Below are 19106 nucleotides of genomic sequence, written 5' to 3'. Positions count from 1 at the left end.
GGTGCGACTGCTTACGCGCCCTTTAGCAGGGCCTAGACTCGCGTGCGTACGGGACCAGGGATCGGCCGCGTACGGGGCCGGTATCCGGTCACGTACGGACCAGGGATCGGCGGCGTGCGGGACCAGGGATTCTGAGAGCCTTCCCAGATTCCCCAACCGTGCGACCGCCGGCGGACCACAGGTCCATGAGTCCTTCCCAAGGTTCACAAAGTTGGCAAGACTGACAGGGTTGACGAGTTTGACGGGGCTGACGGGGTTGACGAGTCAGGGAGCGAGGGGCTGACGTGCCGGAACCGACCGTGACCGTGCTCGCGGCGGAGCAGGCCGACTACTTCGCCAGCTACTCCGTCGTCGGACTGCTCGCGCTCATCGGCGTGATCTTCGTCGCCGTCGCCTTCGGCGCGGGACGGCTGCTGCGGCCCGTCGTGCCGACCCCCGAGAAGCTGCTCACCTACGAGTGCGGGGTCGACCCGGTCGGCGAGGGCTGGGCCCACACCCAGGTCCGCTACTACGTCTACGCCTTCCTGTACGTGATCTTCGCCGTCGACTCGATCTTCCTCTTCCCCTGGGCCACGGTCTTCGCGGCGGCGGGATACGGGGCGACGACGCTCGTCGAGATGTTCATCTTCCTCGGCTTCCTGGCCGTGGGACTGCTGTACGCATGGAAGAAGGGCGTCCTCACATGGACGTGACCCCGCCCCCGCCCGACGCGCCGGAGCTCCTGCCCGAGCCGAAGCGACTGGGGGTCCTCTCCCGACTGGCGCCGGAACCGATGAAGGTGGTCCTGAACTGGGGCCGGCGCTACAGCCTCTGGGTCTTCAACTTCGGGCTCGCCTGCTGCGCCATCGAGTTCATCGCCGCCTCGATGTCCCGCCACGACTTCATCCGGCTCGGGGTGATCCCGTTCGCCCCCGGCCCGCGCCAGGCGGACCTGATGGTCGTCTCCGGCACCGTGACGGACAAGATGGCCCCCGCGGTCAAGCGCCTGTACGAGCAGATGCCCGAGCCCAAGTACGTGATCTCCTTCGGCGCCTGCTCCAACTGCGGCGGGCCGTACTGGGACTCGTACTCCGTGACCAAGGGCGTCGACCAGATCATCCCCGTCGACGTGTACGTGCCGGGCTGCCCGCCGCGGCCGGAAGCGCTGCTCCAGGGCATCCTCAAGCTCCAGGAGAAGATCGCCCGCGAATCGCTCGGCGAGCGGTACGGAACGGGCGGAGCGCGCTCCTCCGTCGCCGAACTCCGCAGCGGCCTGGTCGCCCCGCCGCCCGCGCCGGGTGCGGGAGGCGGCGCATGACCGCGTACGACCGGCTGCCCGACGCCGTCACCGAGGTCTTCGGACCGGACGCCACGGCCGAGTCGGCGTACGACCTGCTCACCGTGGACGTGCCCGCCGCGTCCTGGATCGCCGCCCTGGAAACCGCTCGCGACGAGCTGGGCTGCACCTACTTCGACTGGCTGAGCGCGGTCGACGAGCCGGGGATCGGCTTCCGCGTCTGCGCACACGTCGCCGCGGTGCCCGCTTCCGGTTCTGGTTCTGGTTCGGGTTCGGGTTCCGGCCCTGGCTCCGGCGGCGCTGGTCGGGTGCGTCGGCTGCTGCTGCGGACGACCGTGCCGCACGACGCCCCGGCCCTCCCCACCGCCGTGCACGTGTACGCCGGAGCGGAGTGGCACGAGCGCGAGACGTACGAGATGTTCGGCGTGACCTTCACCGGACACCCGCACCCGGCGCCGCTGCTGCTGCCGGAGGGCTTCGAGGGGCATCCGCTGCGCAAGGACTTCGTGCTCGCCGCGCGGGTCGCCAAGGCGTGGCCGGGGGCGAAGGAGCCGGGCGAGTCCGCGGCGGGGGCGCACGGCCCCAAGCGCCGCCAGATGTTGCCGCCGGGCGTGCCCGACCCGAACGAATGGGGCCCCCTCAAGGGTCAGCTCCCCCCCGCGCCGGCGCGTCCGGCCAGGGCGGCGCGCGCGGCCGGCGCGGGCGCCGGCGCGGGGGAGCGTCCCGTACGCCGTACCCGTACCGCAGGAGAGGGCTCAGCGAGCCAGTCCGCGACCGAACCTGCCGCCGCTCCTACGGAACCGACCGCTCCGGCGGAACCGGCCGGTACGGGCGAGGCGCCGAAGGCCCCGCGCCGCATGCGCAGCGCGGCGGACGGCTCGGCGAGCCAGGCGACGGGTGCGGCCGGTGGCGCCCGCCCGCGCCGCAGCCGCAGCGCGGGCGAGGGGTCCGCGAGCCAGCGCGACGCCGCACCGCGTACGCCGGAGGCCGAGCCCGAAGCCCAGCCGGGGGCCCAGGCGCCGCGCACCCGCAGCTCGGACGCGCCCTGGCACCACGCGCGCCCCGCCTTCGACGAAGCCCAGGCAGACCGCCCCAAGGGCCCGGACACCGACACCGACGGCGATGCCGCCGACGCCGGCCAGGGCAAGGGCGAAAGCAAGGACAGGGACAAGGACAAGGCCCCGGACAGCGGCACGGACGACACCGCCGGAGGCGACCCCTCGTGAACGACGCTCTCGACGTCCTCGTCCGGCTCCTCGTCGTCTTCGCCGTGTTCCTGGTCTTCCCCCTGCTCGTCGGCCAGACCGAGCACAAGGTCATGGCCCACATGCAGGGTCGGCTCGGCCCGATGCACGCCGGCGGCTTCCACGGCTGGGCCCAGCTCGTCGCGGACGGCGTGAAGTTCGCGCAGAAGGAGGACGTCGTTCCGGCCGGTGCCGACCGGCGCGTCTTCCAGCTCGCGCCCGCCGTCGCCCTGCTGCCGTACCTCCTCGTGCTCGTGGTGATCCCGATCGGCCCCGGCGAGGGCGCGGTCGGTCAGGTCGTCGACGCCGGCATCTTCTTCGTCCTCGCGATCATGGGCGTCAGCGTGCTCGGGTCGCTCATGGCCGGCTGGGCGTCGGCCAACAAGTTCTCCCTGCTCGGCGGGTTGCGCACGGCCGCCCAGCTACTGGCGTACGAGCTGCCGATGCTGCTGGCCGCGGCCTCGGTCGCGATGGCCGCGGGCACGGTCTCGCTGCCGGGCATCCTCGACGCCTTCGAGTGGTGGTGGCTGCCCTGGCAGATCGTGGGCGCCGTCGTCTTCTTCGTCGCCGGCCTCGCCGAGCTCCAGCGCCCGCCCTTCGACATGCCGGTGGCCGACTCGGAGATCATCTTCGGTGCGTACACCGAGTACACCGGGCTGCGGTTCGCGCTGTTCCTGCTCGCCGAGTACGCCGGCATCGTCGTCCTGTGCGGGCTGACCACGGTCCTCTTCCTCGGCGGCTGGCACGGTCCGCTCGGTGCCGACGGGCTCGGCTGGGTCTGGACCCTGCTCAAGACCGCCGTGCTCGCGTTCGTCGTGATCTGGCTCCGGGTCTCGTATCCGCGGATGCGCGAGGACCAGCTCCAGCGCCTCGCCTGGACCACCCTCGTCCCGCTCGCCCTCGCCCAGATCGCCCTCACGGGCATCGTGAAGGTGGTGATCTGACCATGTCCCCGATCCCCGGCTCCGGCCTGGCCAAGGGGCTCGCCGTCACCCTGCGCACGATGACGAGGAGGTCCGTCACCGCGCAGTACCCGGACGTGCAGCCCGAACTGCCGCCCCGCACCCGCGGGGTGATCGGACTGTTCGAGGAGAACTGCACGGTCTGCATGCTGTGCGCCCGCGAGTGCCCCGACTGGTGCATCTACATCGACTCCCACAAGGAGACGATCCCGGCGGCCACCCCCGGCGGGCGCGAGCGCAGCCGCAACGTCCTCGACCGCTTCGCCATCGACTTCTCGCTCTGCATGTACTGCGGCATCTGCATCGAGGTCTGCCCCTTCGACGCGCTGTTCTGGTCGCCGGAGTTCGAGTACGCGGAGACGGACATCCGCGAGCTCACGCACGAGCGCGACAAGTTGCGCGAGTGGATGTGGACGGTGCCAGCGCCGCCCGCGCTCGATCCGGCGGCCGAGGAGCCCAAGGAGGTCACCGCCGCCCGCAAGGCCGCCGACAAGCTCGCCGCCGCGCGCGCCAAGGAGTCGGAAGCTCCGGGCGAAGGCGCGCAGGGCGAAGGCGCGCAGGACGAAAGCACACCGGGCGGGGGCGCTCGGGGCGTGGACTCCTCCGAGGGGCGCACGTCCGACGGGGGAGGCACCGCGTGAACCTCCTCGCCGCCACCGCACCCCAGGGCTTCCTCTCGCCCACGGGCGTGGAGATCGCCTTCCTCCTCGTCGGCCTCGTCACCCTCGGCGCGGCCGTCATGACCGTCACCACCCGCCAACTCGTGCACGCCGCCCTGTGGCTGGTCGTCGCCCTCGGCGGCCTCGCCGTCGAGTACCTGCTGCTCACGGCGGAGTTCATCGCCTGGGTGCAGGTCCTGATCTACGTCGGTTCCGTGGTGGTCCTCCTCCTCTTCGGACTGATGCTCACCAGGGCGCCCATCGGCCGCTCCCCGGACGCCGACTCCGGCAACCGCCCGGTCGCCCTGGCGGTCGCCGCCACCGCCGCCGTCGCCCTGGTCTGGGTGGTCGTGGACGCCTTCCGCACCACCTGGATCGACCTGGACGGGCCGGCCCAGGGGTCCACCGACGCGGTCGGCGAGATCCTCTTCCGGCACTGGGTACTGCCCTTCGAGGCGCTGTCCGTGCTGCTGCTCGCGGCCCTCGTGGGCGCCATCGTGCTGTCCCGCAAGCGCGCCGCGGCAACCGGTGCCGCGGACCCCGCCGCCGGCCAGGGCTCCGCCGCCCCGGGCACCGCCGCCTCCGACACCGAGGGGGACGACTGATGCACCTCGCCTACCCCGCCGTGCTCTCCGTCCTCCTCTTCTGCATCGGCATCTACGGTGTGCTCGCCCGCCGCAACGCGATCCTCGTCCTGATGTCGGTCGAGCTCATGCTCAACGCCGTCAACCTCAACCTCGTCGCCTTCGACGTCTGGCTCCGCGACGCCCTGCACTCCGGTCAGGCCCTCACCCTCTTCACCATCGCCATCGCCGCCGCCGAAATCGGCATCGGGCTGGCGATCGTGCTGATGGTCTACCGCAACCGCGGCTCCTCGGACATCGACCGGCTCCGCGACACCGCCGAGGGCCACGGCCCCGACGACCCCGGCGCCCTCGACGCCCTGACCACCACCCCGGACTCCGCCGCCACGGCGACGCAGAAGGCCGAGGCCACCGCGTGACCACCACCACCCTCGCCGTCCTCGTCCCCCTCCTCCCCTTCCTCGGCGCCGTCGCCGGGCTGCTGCTCGGCCGTACCGCCCCCGGCTTCGTCCGGCCCCTGGCCGTCCTGCCGATCCTGACGTCCGCGGTCCTCGCGGCCGTCGTCGCCGTCCGGCAGGGCGGCGAAGGGCCGATCTCGGCCGCGACCCGGCTCACCCCGACCGGGTCCGTCCCCATCGACCTCGCCCTCTACCTCGACGGCTTCGCCGTCCTCGTCGCGGTCCTCGTCGGCGTCGTCGCCTCGTGCGTGCAGATCTACTCGACCGCCTACCTGCGCGACGACCCCCGCTACCCCTCCTACGCGGCCCTCGTCTCCCTCTTCACCTCCGCGATGCTGCTCGTCGTCTACTCCGGCGACCTGATGGTGCTCCTGGTCGGCTGGGAGATCATGGGCATCTGCTCCTACTTCCTGGTCGGGCACTACTGGGAGACGCCCGAGGCGCGCGCCGCCTCCCTGAAGGCGTTCCTCGTCACCAAGCTCGGCGACGTCCCCTTCCTGATCGGGCTGTTCGCCCTGGCGACCGACGCCGGCACCTTCCGGATCACCGGCATCCTCGACACCGTCGCCGACGGCGGACTCGACCACCCCACCCTGGTGGCGCTGCTGCTGCTCGCCGGCGTGGCGGGCAAGTCGGCGCAGTTCCCGCTCCACACCTGGCTACCCGACGCGATGGCGGGCCCCACGCCCGTCTCCGCGCTGATCCACGCCGCGACCATGGTCGCGGCCGGCATCTACTTCGTCGCCCGGCTGCTGCCCGTCTTCGCCGCCTCCGCCGCCGCGCTCACCGTCCTCGCCGTGATGGCCGCCGTCACCATGGTCGGCTCGGGCCTCGCCGCCCTCGCCCAGGACGACATCAAACGGGTCCTCGCCTACTCGACCATCGGCCAACTCGGCTACATGGCGGGTGCGCTCGCCGTCGGCGACCGCGGTGCCGCCGTCTTCCACCTCCTCTCCCACGGCGCCTTCAAAGCGCTGCTGTTCCTCGCCGCCGGTGCGGTCATCCACGCCGCCGGCACGAACTCCCTGGCCGTCATGTCCAGGACCAGCGGACTGGCCCGCCGCACCCCGGACGCGTACTGGACGATGACGATCGCCCTGCTCGCGCTCGCCGCCGTACCCCCCTTCGCCGGCTTCTTCACGAAGGAAGCCGTCCTCGTCGCCGCCGAGCACACCGCGCTCGGCGAGTCCAACACCGCGCCCGGCGCCGCGGGCTGGACCGTGCTGATCGCCGGTCTGATCGCCGCGCTGCTCACCGCCGCGTACGCGACCCGGCTGTGGCTGCTGGCCTTCCGCGGCCGGGGCGCCGAAGCCCCCGACCACGGCCGCGAACCCCTCGCCATCACCGCCGTCCTGTGGCTCCTCGCGATCCCCTCCCTCGGATTCGGCCTGACCTTCGGCTACTTCGACGGCTGGTTCGACGGCCACAGCCTCGCCCCCACCGTGACCACCGCCGTCCTCGGCACCGGCACCGCCGTCATCGGCGCGGCCGTGACCTACGCCGCCTGGCACTCCCTGCGCCCCCGCGCCGCCGCGCTGCGGACCCGTACCCCCGAAGGGGCCGTCGTCGCCCACCCGGACGCCGCGCCCTACGCCGTCGAAGCGGAGGCCATCGCCGCCCACACGCCGGCCTACGGATCACCCGCATCGGCCCCCGACCCCGCGGACCCGGGCCGGATGCTGCTCGGCCCGCTCCACCGCCACGCCGCCAGCGGCTTCCACCTCGACGCCGCGTACCACGCGCTCTTCGTCCGCCCCGTCCTCGCCGGCGCGCGCCTGGTCCGCTTCCTCGACCGCGAGGTGATCGACACCTACGTGCGCTCCGCGGCCACCGGCACCAACGCGCTCGGCTGGCTCGTCCGCCGCGCCCAGACCGGCAACGTGCAGACCTACGTCAGCGCACTGCTGGCGGGCACCCTCGTGCTGGTGATCGCCGTGGTCGTCCTGTCCAACGTCAACGCGGGGTCGTGAGCCGTGATCGATATCAGCGAGTCCGTGATGCAGTTCTTCCTCGCGTTCGTCGTCGTGGGGCCGCTCATCGGGGCCGTGGCCGCCCTGCTGCCCGCCCCGCCCGGGCTGCGGGGCCGGAACCCCGACCAGGCGGTGCTGCGCCACGGGGTGACCGTGACCGGAGCGGTGCTCGCCGCGGCGATCCTGCTCGTCATCGGCTTCGACCACGACCAGCCGTCGAAGATGCAGGCCAGCACGGACATCAGCTGGATCCCGGCGCTCGACGTGCGCATCCACCTCGGTGTCGACGGCATTTCCCTCCCCCTCCTGGTCCTGACCGCGCTGCTGACCTTCCTCTGCGCGCTGTACAGCTACTTCAAGATGCCCGCGGGGCCCTCCCCGAAGGCGTTCGTCGCACTGGTGCTCGTCCTCGAATCGGGGACCCTCGCGACCTTCGCGGTCCTCGACCTGCTGCTGTTCTTCCTGGCCTTCGAGATGGTGCTCATCCCGATGTACTTCCTCATCGCCCGCTGGGGCGGCGAGGGCCGGCAGGCCGCCGCCTGGAAGTTCATCCTCTACACGCTGCTCGGCTCGGTCGTCATGCTGCTCGGCTTCCTGCTGATCGGCCTGAAGTCGGGCACATTCGACATGGTGGCACTCGCCACTGACAACGGCCGTGGACTGACCACGTCCACGCAGGTCATCGCCGTTTTGGCGATCGGGATCGGGCTCGCGGTCAAGACGCCGATGTGGCCGCTGCACAGCTGGCTGCCCGACGCCCACACCGCCGCGCCCACCGTCGGCTCCGTCCTGCTGGCCGGCGTCCTGCTGAAGATGGGTACGTACGGATTCGTCCGGATCCTGCTGCCGGTCGCACCCGACGGCATGCAGACCTTCGCGCCCTACCTCGCAGCCTTCGCCGTCGTCGGCATCATCTACGGGTCGCTCGCCTGCCTCGCCCTCGTCAGGAACGGCGCCGCCGGCGACCTGAAGCGCCTGATCGCGTACTCGTCCGTCGGCCACATGGGCTTCGTGCTCCTCGGCATCGCCACCATGACCCCCACCGGCGTCAACGGCGCGCTGTTCGCCAACATCGCCCACGGACTCATCACCGGGCTGCTGTTCTTCCTCGTCGGCGCCGTCAAGGACCGCTACGGCACGGCCGACCTCGACACCCTCGCCGGAGCCACCGGCGCCGCGCTCTACGGCCGCGCCCCCCGCCTCGGCGCCCTCCTCGCCTTCGCCGCCGTCGCCTCCCTCGGACTGCCCGGCCTCGCCGGCTTCTGGGGCGAGATGCTGGCGCTCTTCGGCGCCTTCGACCCCGCCCCCGGCCTCAACCGCCCCGCCTTCCTCACCTTCATGGCGATCGGCGGATTCGGCACCCTGCTCACCGCCGCGTACCTCCTGATCGTCGTCCGCCGCGTGTGCATGGGCGTGCCCGCGCCTGCCGAAGGGGACGCCGAGGTCAAGCCCATCGCCGACGTGCAGACGTACGAGTTCGCCGCGTGGACCCCGCTCGTCGCCCTCACCGTCATCGCAGGACTGTGGCCCGCGGTCCTCCTCGGCCTCACCGACCCGGCCGTGCAGAAGCTCCTCTCGGGAGGCACCTCGTGACCATCGCTACCGGCACGGCCCCCGCGGCGGCCCACCTGGCGGCGTCCGACGGCGCCACCAGCGCGGCCGGGGTCGCCAGCCTTGTCCAGAACGTCGACTGGGTCACCATCGCACCGCCGACGATCACGGCCGCCGTCGCGCTGCTCCTGCTCGTCGCCGACCTCTTCGTCCCCGAGCGGCGCAAGGGGCTCCTCGGCGTCGGCGCCGTCGTCGGCCTGGGCCTCGCCCTGCTGTCCCTCGTACCGCTGCGCGCCGGCGACCGCAGCACGTTCTGCCTCACCACTGACGCGGCCACCTGCAGCTACACCGCCGACCGCTTCACCCTCGCGATCCAACTCCTGGTCCTCGGCGGCGCCCTGCTGACCGCCCTGCTCTCGATCCGGGAGACCCGCCGGAAGCTGCCCGCGGGGGAGTTCTGGTTCCTGCTGCTGGCGTCCGCCGCCGGCGCCGCCCTGCTGCCCGCCTCCCGGGACCTCGCCACCCTGGTCGTCGCCCTCGAAGTCGCCTCCCTGCCCGCCTTCGCCCTCGTCGGGCTGCGCCGCGGCGACCGCCTCTCCAGCGAGGCGGCCCTCAAGTTCTTCCTGTCATCGGTCACCGCGACGGCCGTGACGCTGCTCGGCGTCAGCTTCGTGTACGCGTCCACCGGCAGCCTCCACCTCACCCAGATCGCCGTCGCTGACGTCCCCGGCCAACTGGGCACCCTCGCCAAGGCCGGCGTTGCCCTCACCCTCATCGGCTTCGCCTTCAAGACGGCGGCCGTGCCCTTCCACTTCTGGGTGCCCGAGACCTACGTGGGGGCGCCGCTGCCCGTCGCCGGCTACCTCTCCGTCGTCGGCAAGGCGGTGGGCTTCTCGGGGCTCGTGGTGATCACCGTCATCGGCTTCCCCGGGTACGCGAACGTCTGGGGCCCGGCCCTCGCCGTCCTCGCCGCCGTCACCATGACCGCCGGCAACGTCGCCGCCCTGCGCCAGTCCGCCACGCGCGCGTGGAGCGCCGTACGCCTCCTGGCCTGGTCGTCCGTCGCGCAGGCCGGCTACATCCTGGTGCCGATCGCCGGCGCCGCGTACTCCAGCGACCACCAGATCGGCTCCACGGTCGCGTACGCGCTGATGTACGCCGTGGTGAACCTCGGCGCCTTCGCCGTGGCCGCACTGGTGGCCCGTACGCACCGGCTGAACCGGATCTCCGACTACCGCGGCCTGTACGCGACCCGTCCGCTGACCGCCCTGACCATGGGCTTCTTCCTGCTGTGCCTCGCCGGGCTGCCGCCGGGCATCATCGGCCTCTTCGCCAAGGTGACCGTGTTCTCCTCGGCCGTGGACGCCGGCCTGGGCTGGCTGGCCGTGGTCATGGCCGTGAACGTCGTCATCGCGCTCTATTACTACCTGCGCTGGACGGCGGTCCTCTTCCGGTCCCCGGAAGGGGCCGGCGAAGGCGCCGCGGAGTCGGGCCCGGCCGAGGCGGCCGGCGGCGCCCTGGCCGTGCCCCGGTCACTTGCCGCCGCGCTGGCGCTGACCGCGGTCGCGGGCGTCGTGCTGTCCGGCTATCCGCAGCTCGTCCTGCGCTTCGCCGCCGTCGACCTGTTCTGACCGGCCCTACGTGCGGTGACGGCCCCGATCGTCACCCGGATGGCCGGGACGCCCACCGGAGCACCAGGGAACTCGCCCCCCTCGCCTCGCGTTGACCAGTACAGAAGGGTCCACTGGAGAGTGGAGCACCACGACGCAAGAGGGTTCCCCTGCCGCACCACCTGGAGGGCGTACCGTGCACCGCCGGCACAATGGGCTGAAGACCGCCGTACTCCTCGGGGGACTGTCCGCACTCATCCTCGTCATCGGCAGTTTCTTCGGCCGTACGGGCCTGATCGTCGCCCTCGTCGTGGCGATCGGTACCAATGCGTACGCCTACTGGAACAGCGACAAGCTCGCCCTGCGGGCCATGCGCGCCCGTCCGGTCAGCGAGTTCGAGGCCCCCGGGCTGTACCGGATGGTCCGCGAGCTCTCCACCGCCGCCCGGCAGCCGATGCCGCGCCTCTACATCTCCCCGACCCAAGCGCCGAACGCCTTCGCCACCGGCCGCAATCCGCGGAATGCAGCCGTGTGCTGCACGGAGGGCATCCTCCAGATCCTCGACGAGCGGGAGCTGCGCGGCGTCATCGGGCACGAGCTCAGCCACGTCTACAACCGCGACATCCTGATCTCGTCCGTCGCCGGAGCCCTCGCCTCCGTGGTGATGTTCCTGGTGAACTTCGCATGGCTGATCCCGGTGGGCCGCTCGGACGACGACGGACCGGGGATCCTCGGCATGCTGCTGATCATGATCCTGGGGCCGGTGGCCGCGGCCATCATCCAGCTCGCGGTCAGCCGTTCCCGGGAGTACGAGGCGGACGCGTCCGGGGCCCAGCTCACCGGCGACCCGCTCGCCCTCGCCAGCGCGCTGCGGAAGCTCGACGCCGGTACAAAGCAGCTGCCGCTGCCGCCCGAGCCCCGGCTGGAGACCGCGAGCCACATGATGATCGCGAACCCCTTCCGCCCGGGCAAGGGAGCCAAGCTCTTCTCCACCCATCCGCCCATGGCCGAGCGCATCGCCCGACTCGAACAGATGGCAGGTCGACGTCCATGAAGACGATTCTGAACATCATCTGGCTCATACTCTGCGGCTTCTGGATGTTCCTGGGCTACGTGCTCGCGGGGCTGCTGCTGTGCATCACGATCATCGGCATACCCTTCGGGCTCGCCGCCTTCCGCATCGGCATCTACGCCCTCTGGCCCTTCGGCTACACGGTGGTCGACCGGCGCGACGCGGGCGCACCGTCGTGCGTCGGGAACGTGCTGTGGCTGATCCTGGCGGGCTGGTGGCTCGCCCTCGGGCACATCGTCACCGGGATCGCCCTGTGCATCACCATCATCGGCATCCCGCTGGGCATCGCGAACTTCAAGCTGATCCCGGTCTCCCTGATGCCGCTGGGTAAGGAGATCGTCCCCACGGACCAGCCGTTCGCCACCCGCTGACCCCACTCGTCGGCGCGGCCCCGTGCGCCCGTTCTGCACGTGCTTCTCCGCGTGCACCCGTGCATGCTCCTACGCGCGCTTCCGTTTGTGCTGCTGCGTTCGCTTGCGCACGGCGTAGAGCAGTGCGCCCAACGCCACGACGGCGGTTCCGGTGGCTACGGACGGGCCGGGCAGGGCGAAGGCCAGCGCCACGCAGCCGACGGCTCCGCAGACCGCGGTGGCCCGCCCAACCCTCATACGCATCTTCGTCACTCGAACGGGTGTACCTGTCGAGGGGTCGGAACAGAGCGTCCACGCCGACGCGTTGGCCAGGGTGTAGTAGAGCAGCACTCCGAATGACGAGAAGCCGATCGCTCCACGCACGTCCGCCGTCGCCGCCACCACCGCGACGACCAGCCCGACCGCCACCTCCGCCCGGTGCGGCACCTGGAAGCGCGGATGGACGGCGGAGAGCGCGCCCGGCAGATGGCCGTCCCGCGACATCGCCAGTGTCGTGCGGGACACCCCGAGGATCAGCGCGAGCAGCGAGCCGAGCGCCGCGACGGCGGCGCCGACCCGCACCACCGGCACCAACCAGTCAGCGCCCGCTGCGCGCGCCGCGTCAGCGAGCGGAGCACCGGACCGGCCGAGCCCCACCGGCCCCAGGACAGAGAGGACCGACACCGCGACAGCCGCATAGACGACCAGAGCGATGCCCAGCGCCAGGGGGACGGCCCGCGGGATCGTGCGGGCGGGATCCCGTACCTCCTCGCCCAGCGTGGCGATCCGCGCGTACCCCGCGAAGGCGAAGAACAGCAGCCCGGCGGCCTGGAGCACCCCGCCAGCCGAGACGTCACCGCCCCAGCCCAGCTGACCGAGGTCGGCCTTGGGCGAGCCGAGAGAGGAGACCACCACGGCCGCGAGGACGGCCAGCACCACCGCGACGACGACCCGCGTCAGCCACGCCGACTTCTGGACGCCGCGACAGTTCAAGGCGGTCAGCGCCACGACCGAGGCGACGGCCACCGCGTGCGCCTGCTCCGGCCAGACGTACGCCCCGACCGTCAGGGCCATCGCCGCACACGACGCCGTCTTCCCGACGACGAACGTCCAGCCGGCGAGATAGCCCCAGAAGGGGCCGAGCCGTTCCCGCGCGTAGACGTAAGTGCCGCCCGAGGTGGGGTAGACGGCGGCGAGCCGGGCAGATGACATGGCATTGCAGTACGCGACCACGGAGGCGAGCGCCAGACCCAGCAACAACCCCGACCCGGCAGCACGGGCCGCCGGCCCCAGAGCCACGAAGATCCCGGCCCCCACCATCGACCCGAGCCCGATCACGACCGCGTCGAAGACTCCGAGCGTCCGCCTGAGCTGCTGTGTCATGTGCCGCACCCTACTGAGCCCCAGCAACCAACGACCGACCACTCGACGTCATCCCGGATGACACCGCACGAAAGGCAGGTTCACCGCATGAGCATCCTCGCCTGGATCTTCCTCGGCCTGTTCGCCGGAGCCATAGCCAAGATCCTGCTGCCCGGCCGCGATCCGGGCGGCCTGATCGGCACCACCCTGATAGGAGTGGTCGGCGCTTTCCTGGGCGGGTGGATCTCGGCTCAGTTCTTCGACCGCGAGATCACCAAGGAGTTCTTCGACGGCACGACCTGGGTGGCGGCGATAGGCGGCTCCCTGGTGCTGCTCATCGGCTACCGCCTCCTCTTCGGCAACTCCCGGTCCCGCTGAGACCAGGGCCGCGGCCCAGCTCCGGGCGGTGCGTCCGGGGCTCTCGTCGGTGCGCCGGGTGGGCGGCGGTCAGCCGGGTAGGCCGGTCTCCCGCAGGGTGATGTTCAGCCGCCCGCTGCCCATCCCCGTCGCGGGGTCGGCCGTCCCCGGGTACACCTTCGGCACGCCGTGGTACGCGAACCGCGCGGGCCCGCCGAAGACGAAGAGGTCCCCGGAGGCCAACTCCACATCCGTGTAGGGCCGTCCGCGGGTCTCCGCGTTCCCGAAGCGGAAGAGGCAGGTGTCACCGATGCTCAGCGACACCACCGGCGCGCCGGAGCGCTCCTCCTTGTCCTGGTGCATTCCCATGCGGGCGGCGCCGTCGTAGAAGTTGATCAGCGCGGTGTCGGGCGTGTACGTCCCCGGCTCGCCGCCGCTCCCGGCAGGGCCTTCGACGCCGTACGCCGCGGTCAGCGCGGCGCGGCCCAACTCCACCAGCCAGTCGGGGAAGTCGGCGACCCGGGCGCCGTTCACGTCGTCGGCGGTGCGGCCGTACCGGTACGGCTGCCAGTGCCAGCCCACGCACACCGTCTGCACGGACATCACACCGCCACCCGGCAGGACCGTGTGCCGCATCGGCACCGGCCCGCGCGCCCAGGCGCGGCATGACTCGACGAGTTCGCGCTGCCGCGCCGTCGACAGCCACCCCGGCACGTGCACCGCACCGGGGGAGACCGCCCTGGGCTCCCTCGGGAAGAGCGCCCCCTCGCCGCCCGTGCTCTTCGCACCACCCGGGGTCATGACGCCAGCGCGCCCTCAAGCCCCAGCAGAAGTTCCTTGCGCTCCAGCCCCGCCGCGTACCCGCGCAGCGCGCCGTCCGCCCCGATCACCCGATGGCAGGGCCGGACCACCAGCAGCGGATTCCGCCCGATCGCGGTGCCCACGGCCCGCACTCCGGCGCGCGAGGCGCCGACCTGTCGCGCGATGTCGCCGTAGGTGCAGGTCGTCCCGTACGGGATGGTCTCCAGCGCCCGCCACACGCGCCGCTGGAAGTCGGTGCCCTCGTCCGCGTAGGCGATGGTGAAGCGGGTCAGCCGCCCCTCGAAGTACGCGGTCAGTTGGCGGTGGATCTCCGCGAAGGCGGCGGGGGCGCGACGCCAGCCGTCCTGCACGGTGGCCGCGCCCTTCTGCTCCGGGAGCGACAGCGAGACGAGCGCGGTGCCGCCGGTGGCGTCGGCGGAGGCGACGCCGACGAGCAGCAGTTCGCCCACCGGGCTGTCGACAGTCGTGTAGACCGCACCGGTCGCACCGCTCGCACCGGTCCTGTCGGCCGCAGCGGTCCTCGTGGCTTCGGCGGCTGTGATCGTCGTCATGGCTCGCTCCTCTCTCCGTGGTGCCCGCGGGGAGTCCGCGGCGGCGGCCTCCCCGCCGTCCGTACGCCTACGATTCTGCGCCGTGCGCACCACCTGAGCTGGCGGAAATCGGACGTCACGCCGGGGCGGCGGGAGCAGCACCGGAGGAGTGCGGTCGGCCCGGCCGCTCGCGAGCTGGCCGGGCCGGTGCGTCAGCGGTAGTTCACGAACTGGACGGCGAAGTCCAGGTCCTGCTCGCGCAGCAGCGTCTGCACGGCCTGGAGGTCGTCCCGGCTCTTCGAGCTGACCCGCAGCTCGTCGCCCTGGACCTGCGCCTTCACGCCCTTGGGGCCCTCGTCACGAATGATCTTCGCGACCTTCTTCGCGTTCTCCTGGGTGATGCCCTCCTGGATGGACGCGAAGATCTTGTACTCCTTGCCGGAGAGCTGCGGCTCACCGGCGTCCAGCGCCTTCAGCGAGATGCCCCGCTTGATCAGCTTGGACTGGAACACGTCGAGGATCGCGCTGACCCGCTCCTCGGAGTTCGCCTGCATCAGGATCTTCTCGCCCGACCAGGCGATCGACGCCCCGACGTTCTTGAAGTCGTAGCGCTGGGAGATCTCCTTCGCGGCCTGGTTGAGGGCGTTGTCGACCTCCTGCCGCTCGACCTTCGAGACGATGTCGAAACTGGAGTCGGCCATGTCCTGAGCTCCTTGTATCTGGATGCGGAAACACGCGGCCCGATGCTCCGAACCGCTCGGCCAAGCCTAGTCACCCCGACGTTCCTCCACGGCTGATCAATCCGGTGGCGGAGCACCCCTGCGCATCAGGTATCGTTTACGTCGTCGCCACGGAGCACCACAGGGAGCGCCGCAGCACAGCGGCCTTCTCCAAGGCTCGGAGCGACGTCCCATGGCGGTGTGCCCGAGTGGCCAATGGGAGCGGACTGTAAATCCGTCGGCTTAGCCTACCCAGGTTCGAATCCTGGCGCCGCCACGCTCAAAGAACGGCCCCTGATCTGCGGAAACGCAGTCAGGGGCCGTTCTGGTGTGCAAGTGGAGCAGGGCCGAACTGTCTCGCCCTGTCTCGCTCGGTCCCTCTCTCTACCAGCGTGTGTGGACGGAGTGTGGACGGGAATCTCTGCTCTGACCTGCGGTTGTGGTCGAAGTCGCGCTCAGAGCGCGGCGGGACTACCGGCGCGGTGCTGGTTCAACCGGGCTGAGATCCGGGCGTTCGCCACCTCGTCCCCGCCCTTCAGGAACTTCGCGTACACCCGGAAAAGGACGGCAGTGGAGTGCCCCGCCCGCTGGGCGACGAGCTGCGGCTCCACGCCAGAGCTGAGCCACGTGGAGACAGCCGCATGACGAAGATCATATGGACGCTTGGCCAGCTTGGTTGCCTGCTCGGTGAGGGTGAGGACGTCAGTGCGGGCGCCGGCCCAGACCTCCCCATACCCACTCTCCTGGACCATGCCGCCACGGGCCGTCCGGAAGAGTCGCCCGTCGGCATGGGTGCCGTGGACGGTGACGTGCCACCGGAGCATCGCGACCAGCTCGGGCGGGATCGGCACGTACCGGACCGTCTTTCGCGTCCGGTGCTTCAGCCCGCGCCGGTCGTGAGCCTCGCCCGTGTCCGTCCAGGAGGTCCCGGAGCGGGCCCGGCTCTCCCTCAGCCGGATCGTTCCCCAACCGCGGCGGGGCAGGTCGCAGTCCTGGACGCGTAGCCCGACCAGCTCACCGGGGCGAGCAGCCGAGTAGTAGATGCACCCGAAGAACGCTTCCAGGTGCCGCCCGCGGGCGCCCTGCTTCCGCACGCCAGCCAACAGGGCCGCGGCCCGCTCAGGGTCTGGCACGGCTTCCGGGTCCACCTCCTCTTCCACCTTCTCCGGGGCTTTCCACTTGACTGCGGGTAGGGGGTTCTCGGTCAGAAGCTCAGCGTCCACGGCGAGACCGAGCGCCTGATGGAAGATGGCCCTCTTGCGGGCGATGACTGCACCGGACGACGTCTTACCGTCGAGCCGGCGGGCGCAGGCGTCCAGGGCCCGGCGCACCAACATCCGGTCCGCCAGGCTGGACGTCGGGACCGACTTCCGCTCCATCCACGCGAGCAACGTGGCGACGTCCTCGGGTGTCTCCTCCTTCCACCGGTTGGCATTGAAGCCCCAGGAGTAGAGGGCACGGCGTACGGCTTTGTGGTCCGCCATGCCCTTGGTGTCCTTCACGAGAGCCAGGGTCACCGTCGCCATGGCCTCAGCAAGGTTCCGCCGTGTAGACGCGGGGGAGTGGTCCCACTTCATCTCCACGTAGTTCCTGGCGTGCTGGTACCAGGAGATGTCCTTGGCCTTTTGGACCATGGATTTGGGCAGCCCGCTGTCGACGTCCCACGGTTCGCCTTCGCGTGCGGCGGTGATGAACTGCGCGCGGCGGCTCTCTGCGAGTCCGAGCGTCAGAAAGGACTCGGAGTGGGGCTTTGCGCCGACCTTCCACCGGAGTTGGTACGGCTTGCGGTACGGCCGCTTGCGAATCTTCCAGATCCGCACGGTGTAGCTCCAGTTGGTCGCGGTCACGCAGTCTCCAATTCGTTCTTGAAGGCGTCGAGCACGCTGCGACGGATCCGCAGGTGCCCGTTCGGGAGGCGGCTTACCTCAGGGGCGTAGCCCCGGTTGCGCCAGCGGTACCAGGTGGCCCGGGTGATGCCGATCTCGTCGAGGGCGTCACTCAGAGGCAAAAGTTCGTCGGCGGGCTGTCGACGTCGGCGGGCGGTGGTCATCGGCTTCCCTTCCACGTTTCATGAGCGGGGCCACCCTTTGGCCCCCAGAGGGTCCGCAACATCCGCCACGCCGCAACATTGCTGGTCAGCGGCTTGAGTCTGTGGCGGATGCCGTTTCTGTTGCGGATAGGTGCTGCGACGCGTGAACGTCGCAGCACCTATCCGAGGGCAGGTCAGCCGACGCTGCGGAGCGAGCGTGTGTCGGTTCCGACGAACATGTGGCGGCTCTCCGAATGGCCTTCCGCCACAGTTTCACCCCCGCTGACCTGCGGTGTTGCGGATGTTTCGGCTGTTGCGGGTTCTCCGGAGAGAGGGGGGCAGTAGCGCTTCCACGCGTCGCTCAGGTCTTCTGCGTAGTAGCCCTTGGGGGTGCCGCTCCCGACCCGGATCCCGCGGGGCCGGATCGGGGTGTTATCGGGGCGCACGTACTGGCTCAGGAGCTTGGATAGGGCGCGGGCGGTGAGCGGCTTGGGGGTGTGTCCGTCGTCGCTCATGTCGGCCCACGGGGCGTCATCGAGGTTGAGGAGGACTTCGAGGATGGCAGCGGTGGGCATGCGGTCAGCGCCGCAGAACACTTGGTCGCGCAGGTCAGTTAGCAACCGCACCCCCAGGGATGCTTCATTGCCCTGGGAGGCGGCCTTGATGAGCGCGACACAGGCGGAGCGGGCCCGCTCGGGCCAGTGTCCGCCAGCCGCGTCCGCGACCGCTAGGAGCGGCTCCCACACGTCCGCGGGCCGGTCGACGACACCCTCGGGCATCTCCGGCCATGCCTCGGCGATCTGGTCGTGGATCGTGGCCGTCCACTCGGCGAGCTGGTCACGCAGGGCGTGGCCCTGCTTTTCGTGGACGCGGCGCCGGTAGGGCTCGCAAGTCTCGTTGGGAGCCTTCTTCCGCATCCGGATGATGACGGAGCGGGTCAGGATCGTGTCGGGCAGGGAGCCGAGCCCGGCCATGGCGACGGCGCAGAATGAGGAGAACCACTCGGTGGACTGGTTGGCGCCGTCGCCGACGCAGCGCAGCGACTTGGCGCCGCGCCGGTAGCCGGAGTTGAGGAACCCGCGGACCTCCTCATTCCCGCCGGCCTTGGGCCCGAAGACCGTGTCGATCTCGTCGAACAAGACCGTGGGCGTGCCGCCGTCCGCCGCGACCAGGCGGAACAGTGCGTTGGCAGACGCGTTGACCGTGGTCGCCGCCCGCGGGGTGAGCGTCTCCACGATCTCCAGCGCACGGGACTTCCCAGAGCCCGGCTCAGGGCTGAGGAAGGCGAGGCGGGCCGTGCCGTCGAGGGCGTCCATGAGGTGGGCGTGCGCATCCCACAAAGTCACGGCCACGTAGGCATGTTCAGTCGGGAAGACGTTGAACCTGCGGTGGAAGCGCTCAACGAGGTCCAGCACAGCAGCGCCGTCGACGGCAGTCATGCGGCCCTTCCTTCCTGTGTGCGGTGGTGCGGGCAGATGTCCCGGTGGTGGGCGTGGTCGGCGATCAGGCCGAGTACGCGGCGGTGGCCGACGGCGTAGAGGTCACGTCCGC

General features: G+C 71.0%; 20 protein-coding genes and 1 tRNA gene. 14 read left to right on the top strand and 7 right to left on the bottom strand.

What is annotated here, in order from left to right:
• The first annotated feature begins 284 nt into the window (after positions 1 to 284).
• The 12 genes from ABZ842_RS02925 (at position 285) to ABZ842_RS02870 (ending at position 11757) form a co-directional block, all read left to right on the top strand.
• Complete coding sequence (locus tag ABZ842_RS02925; RefSeq protein WP_361530557.1) at positions 285 to 692, top strand: NADH-quinone oxidoreductase subunit A; 408 nt, start codon at positions 285 to 287, stop codon at positions 690 to 692.
• A complete protein-coding gene (locus ABZ842_RS02920) occupies positions 683 to 1297 on the top strand; it encodes an NADH-quinone oxidoreductase subunit B family protein (RefSeq protein ID WP_361530554.1) in 615 nt (204 codons plus the stop codon). The genes ABZ842_RS02925 and ABZ842_RS02920 overlap by 10 nt, the downstream gene beginning before the upstream one ends.
• Complete coding sequence (locus tag ABZ842_RS02915) at positions 1294 to 2502, top strand: NADH-quinone oxidoreductase subunit C (RefSeq protein ID WP_361530551.1); 1209 nt, start codon at positions 1294 to 1296, stop codon at positions 2500 to 2502. The genes ABZ842_RS02920 and ABZ842_RS02915 overlap by 4 nt, the downstream gene beginning before the upstream one ends.
• Entirely contained in the window at positions 2499 to 3464 is a 966-nt protein-coding gene (locus tag ABZ842_RS02910; RefSeq protein WP_361530548.1) for a complex I subunit 1 family protein, read from the top strand. Before ABZ842_RS02915 ends, ABZ842_RS02910 begins: the two co-directional genes overlap by 4 nt.
• A gap of 2 nt (positions 3465 to 3466) precedes the next feature.
• Complete coding sequence (locus ABZ842_RS02905) at positions 3467 to 4123, top strand: NADH-quinone oxidoreductase subunit I (protein ID WP_361530545.1); 657 nt, start codon at positions 3467 to 3469, stop codon at positions 4121 to 4123.
• Positions 4120 to 4746 carry an NADH-quinone oxidoreductase subunit J gene (locus ABZ842_RS02900; protein ID WP_361530542.1) on the top strand — a complete coding sequence of 209 codons (627 nt, stop codon included), beginning with the start codon at positions 4120 to 4122 and terminating at the stop codon, positions 4744 to 4746. The genes ABZ842_RS02905 and ABZ842_RS02900 overlap by 4 nt, the downstream gene beginning before the upstream one ends.
• Positions 4746 to 5144 carry an NADH-quinone oxidoreductase subunit NuoK gene (nuoK, locus tag ABZ842_RS02895; protein WP_361530539.1) on the top strand — a complete coding sequence of 133 codons (399 nt, stop codon included), beginning with the start codon at positions 4746 to 4748 and terminating at the stop codon, positions 5142 to 5144. The genes ABZ842_RS02900 and nuoK overlap by 1 nt, the downstream gene beginning before the upstream one ends.
• Positions 5141 to 7153 carry an NADH-quinone oxidoreductase subunit L gene (locus ABZ842_RS02890; RefSeq protein WP_361530536.1) on the top strand — a complete coding sequence of 671 codons (2013 nt, stop codon included), beginning with the start codon at positions 5141 to 5143 and terminating at the stop codon, positions 7151 to 7153. Before nuoK ends, ABZ842_RS02890 begins: the two co-directional genes overlap by 4 nt.
• A 3-nt stretch (positions 7154 to 7156) precedes the next feature.
• Complete coding sequence (locus ABZ842_RS02885; RefSeq protein WP_361530533.1) at positions 7157 to 8746, top strand: NADH-quinone oxidoreductase subunit M; 1590 nt, start codon at positions 7157 to 7159, stop codon at positions 8744 to 8746.
• 35 nt (positions 8747 to 8781) lie between these two features.
• Entirely contained in the window at positions 8782 to 10335 is a 1554-nt protein-coding gene (locus tag ABZ842_RS02880) for an NADH-quinone oxidoreductase subunit N (protein ID WP_361530963.1), read from the top strand.
• Between the two features lie 175 nt (positions 10336 to 10510).
• Positions 10511 to 11368 carry a zinc metalloprotease HtpX gene (htpX, locus tag ABZ842_RS02875; protein WP_361530530.1) on the top strand — a complete coding sequence of 286 codons (858 nt, stop codon included), beginning with the start codon at positions 10511 to 10513 and terminating at the stop codon, positions 11366 to 11368.
• Positions 11365 to 11757, top strand: coding sequence for a YccF domain-containing protein (locus tag ABZ842_RS02870; protein WP_361530527.1), 393 nt, complete (start codon positions 11365 to 11367; stop codon positions 11755 to 11757). Before htpX ends, ABZ842_RS02870 begins: the two co-directional genes overlap by 4 nt.
• A 69-nt stretch (positions 11758 to 11826) precedes the next feature.
• On the opposite strand, the gene ABZ842_RS02865 is transcribed toward ABZ842_RS02870, so the two are convergent.
• Complete coding sequence (locus tag ABZ842_RS02865) at positions 11827 to 13119, bottom strand: APC family permease (protein WP_361530524.1); 1293 nt, start codon at positions 13117 to 13119, stop codon at positions 11827 to 11829.
• 87 nt (positions 13120 to 13206) lie between these two features.
• On the opposite strand from ABZ842_RS02865, the gene ABZ842_RS02860 reads away from it, so the two are divergent.
• Complete coding sequence (locus ABZ842_RS02860; RefSeq protein WP_361530521.1) at positions 13207 to 13476, top strand: GlsB/YeaQ/YmgE family stress response membrane protein; 270 nt, start codon at positions 13207 to 13209, stop codon at positions 13474 to 13476.
• Between the two features lie 69 nt (positions 13477 to 13545).
• Here ABZ842_RS02860 and ABZ842_RS02855 read toward each other — a convergent pair whose 3' ends face one another.
• The 3 genes from ABZ842_RS02855 to ABZ842_RS02845 all read right to left on the bottom strand — a co-directional run bounded on the left by ABZ842_RS02855 (position 13546) and on the right by ABZ842_RS02845 (position 15508).
• The gene (locus ABZ842_RS02855) at positions 13546 to 14256 is read right to left on the bottom strand and encodes an alpha-ketoglutarate-dependent dioxygenase AlkB (protein WP_361530518.1); all 711 of its coding nucleotides are present in this window, start codon (positions 14254 to 14256) and stop codon (positions 13546 to 13548) included.
• A complete protein-coding gene (locus tag ABZ842_RS02850; protein ID WP_361530515.1) occupies positions 14253 to 14828 on the bottom strand; it encodes a methylated-DNA--[protein]-cysteine S-methyltransferase in 576 nt (191 codons plus the stop codon). Before ABZ842_RS02850 ends, ABZ842_RS02855 begins: the two co-directional genes overlap by 4 nt.
• Before the next feature lie 191 nt (positions 14829 to 15019).
• Positions 15020 to 15508 (bottom strand): YajQ family cyclic di-GMP-binding protein, encoded by a 489-nt coding sequence (locus tag ABZ842_RS02845; protein WP_361530512.1) that lies wholly within the window; start codon positions 15506 to 15508, stop codon positions 15020 to 15022.
• A 213-nt stretch (positions 15509 to 15721) separates the two neighbouring features.
• Between ABZ842_RS02845 and ABZ842_RS02840 the strand changes: the two genes are divergently transcribed.
• Positions 15722 to 15803: transfer RNA gene (locus tag ABZ842_RS02840), tRNA-Tyr, on the top strand.
• A 178-nt stretch (positions 15804 to 15981) separates the two neighbouring features.
• On the opposite strand, the gene ABZ842_RS02835 is transcribed toward ABZ842_RS02840, so the two are convergent.
• From ABZ842_RS02835 to ABZ842_RS02825, 3 genes are all read right to left on the bottom strand, one after another.
• A complete protein-coding gene (locus tag ABZ842_RS02835; RefSeq protein WP_361530509.1) occupies positions 15982 to 17373 on the bottom strand; it encodes a tyrosine-type recombinase/integrase in 1392 nt (463 codons plus the stop codon).
• The gene (locus tag ABZ842_RS02830; RefSeq protein WP_361530506.1) at positions 17370 to 17576 is read right to left on the bottom strand and encodes a helix-turn-helix domain-containing protein; all 207 of its coding nucleotides are present in this window, start codon (positions 17574 to 17576) and stop codon (positions 17370 to 17372) included. The genes ABZ842_RS02835 and ABZ842_RS02830 overlap by 4 nt, the downstream gene beginning before the upstream one ends.
• A 173-nt stretch (positions 17577 to 17749) precedes the next feature.
• Positions 17750 to 18994 carry a DUF3631 domain-containing protein gene (locus ABZ842_RS02825; RefSeq protein ID WP_361530504.1) on the bottom strand — a complete coding sequence of 415 codons (1245 nt, stop codon included), beginning with the start codon at positions 18992 to 18994 and terminating at the stop codon, positions 17750 to 17752.
• Positions 18995 to 19106 lie beyond the last annotated feature (112 nt).

The sequence above is a fragment of the Streptomyces sp. NPDC047315 genome (assembly GCF_040643215.1).
Taxonomy (GTDB): Bacteria; Actinomycetota; Actinomycetes; order Streptomycetales; family Streptomycetaceae; genus Streptomyces.
This window is presented reverse-complemented; position numbering and strand designations above follow the sequence as displayed.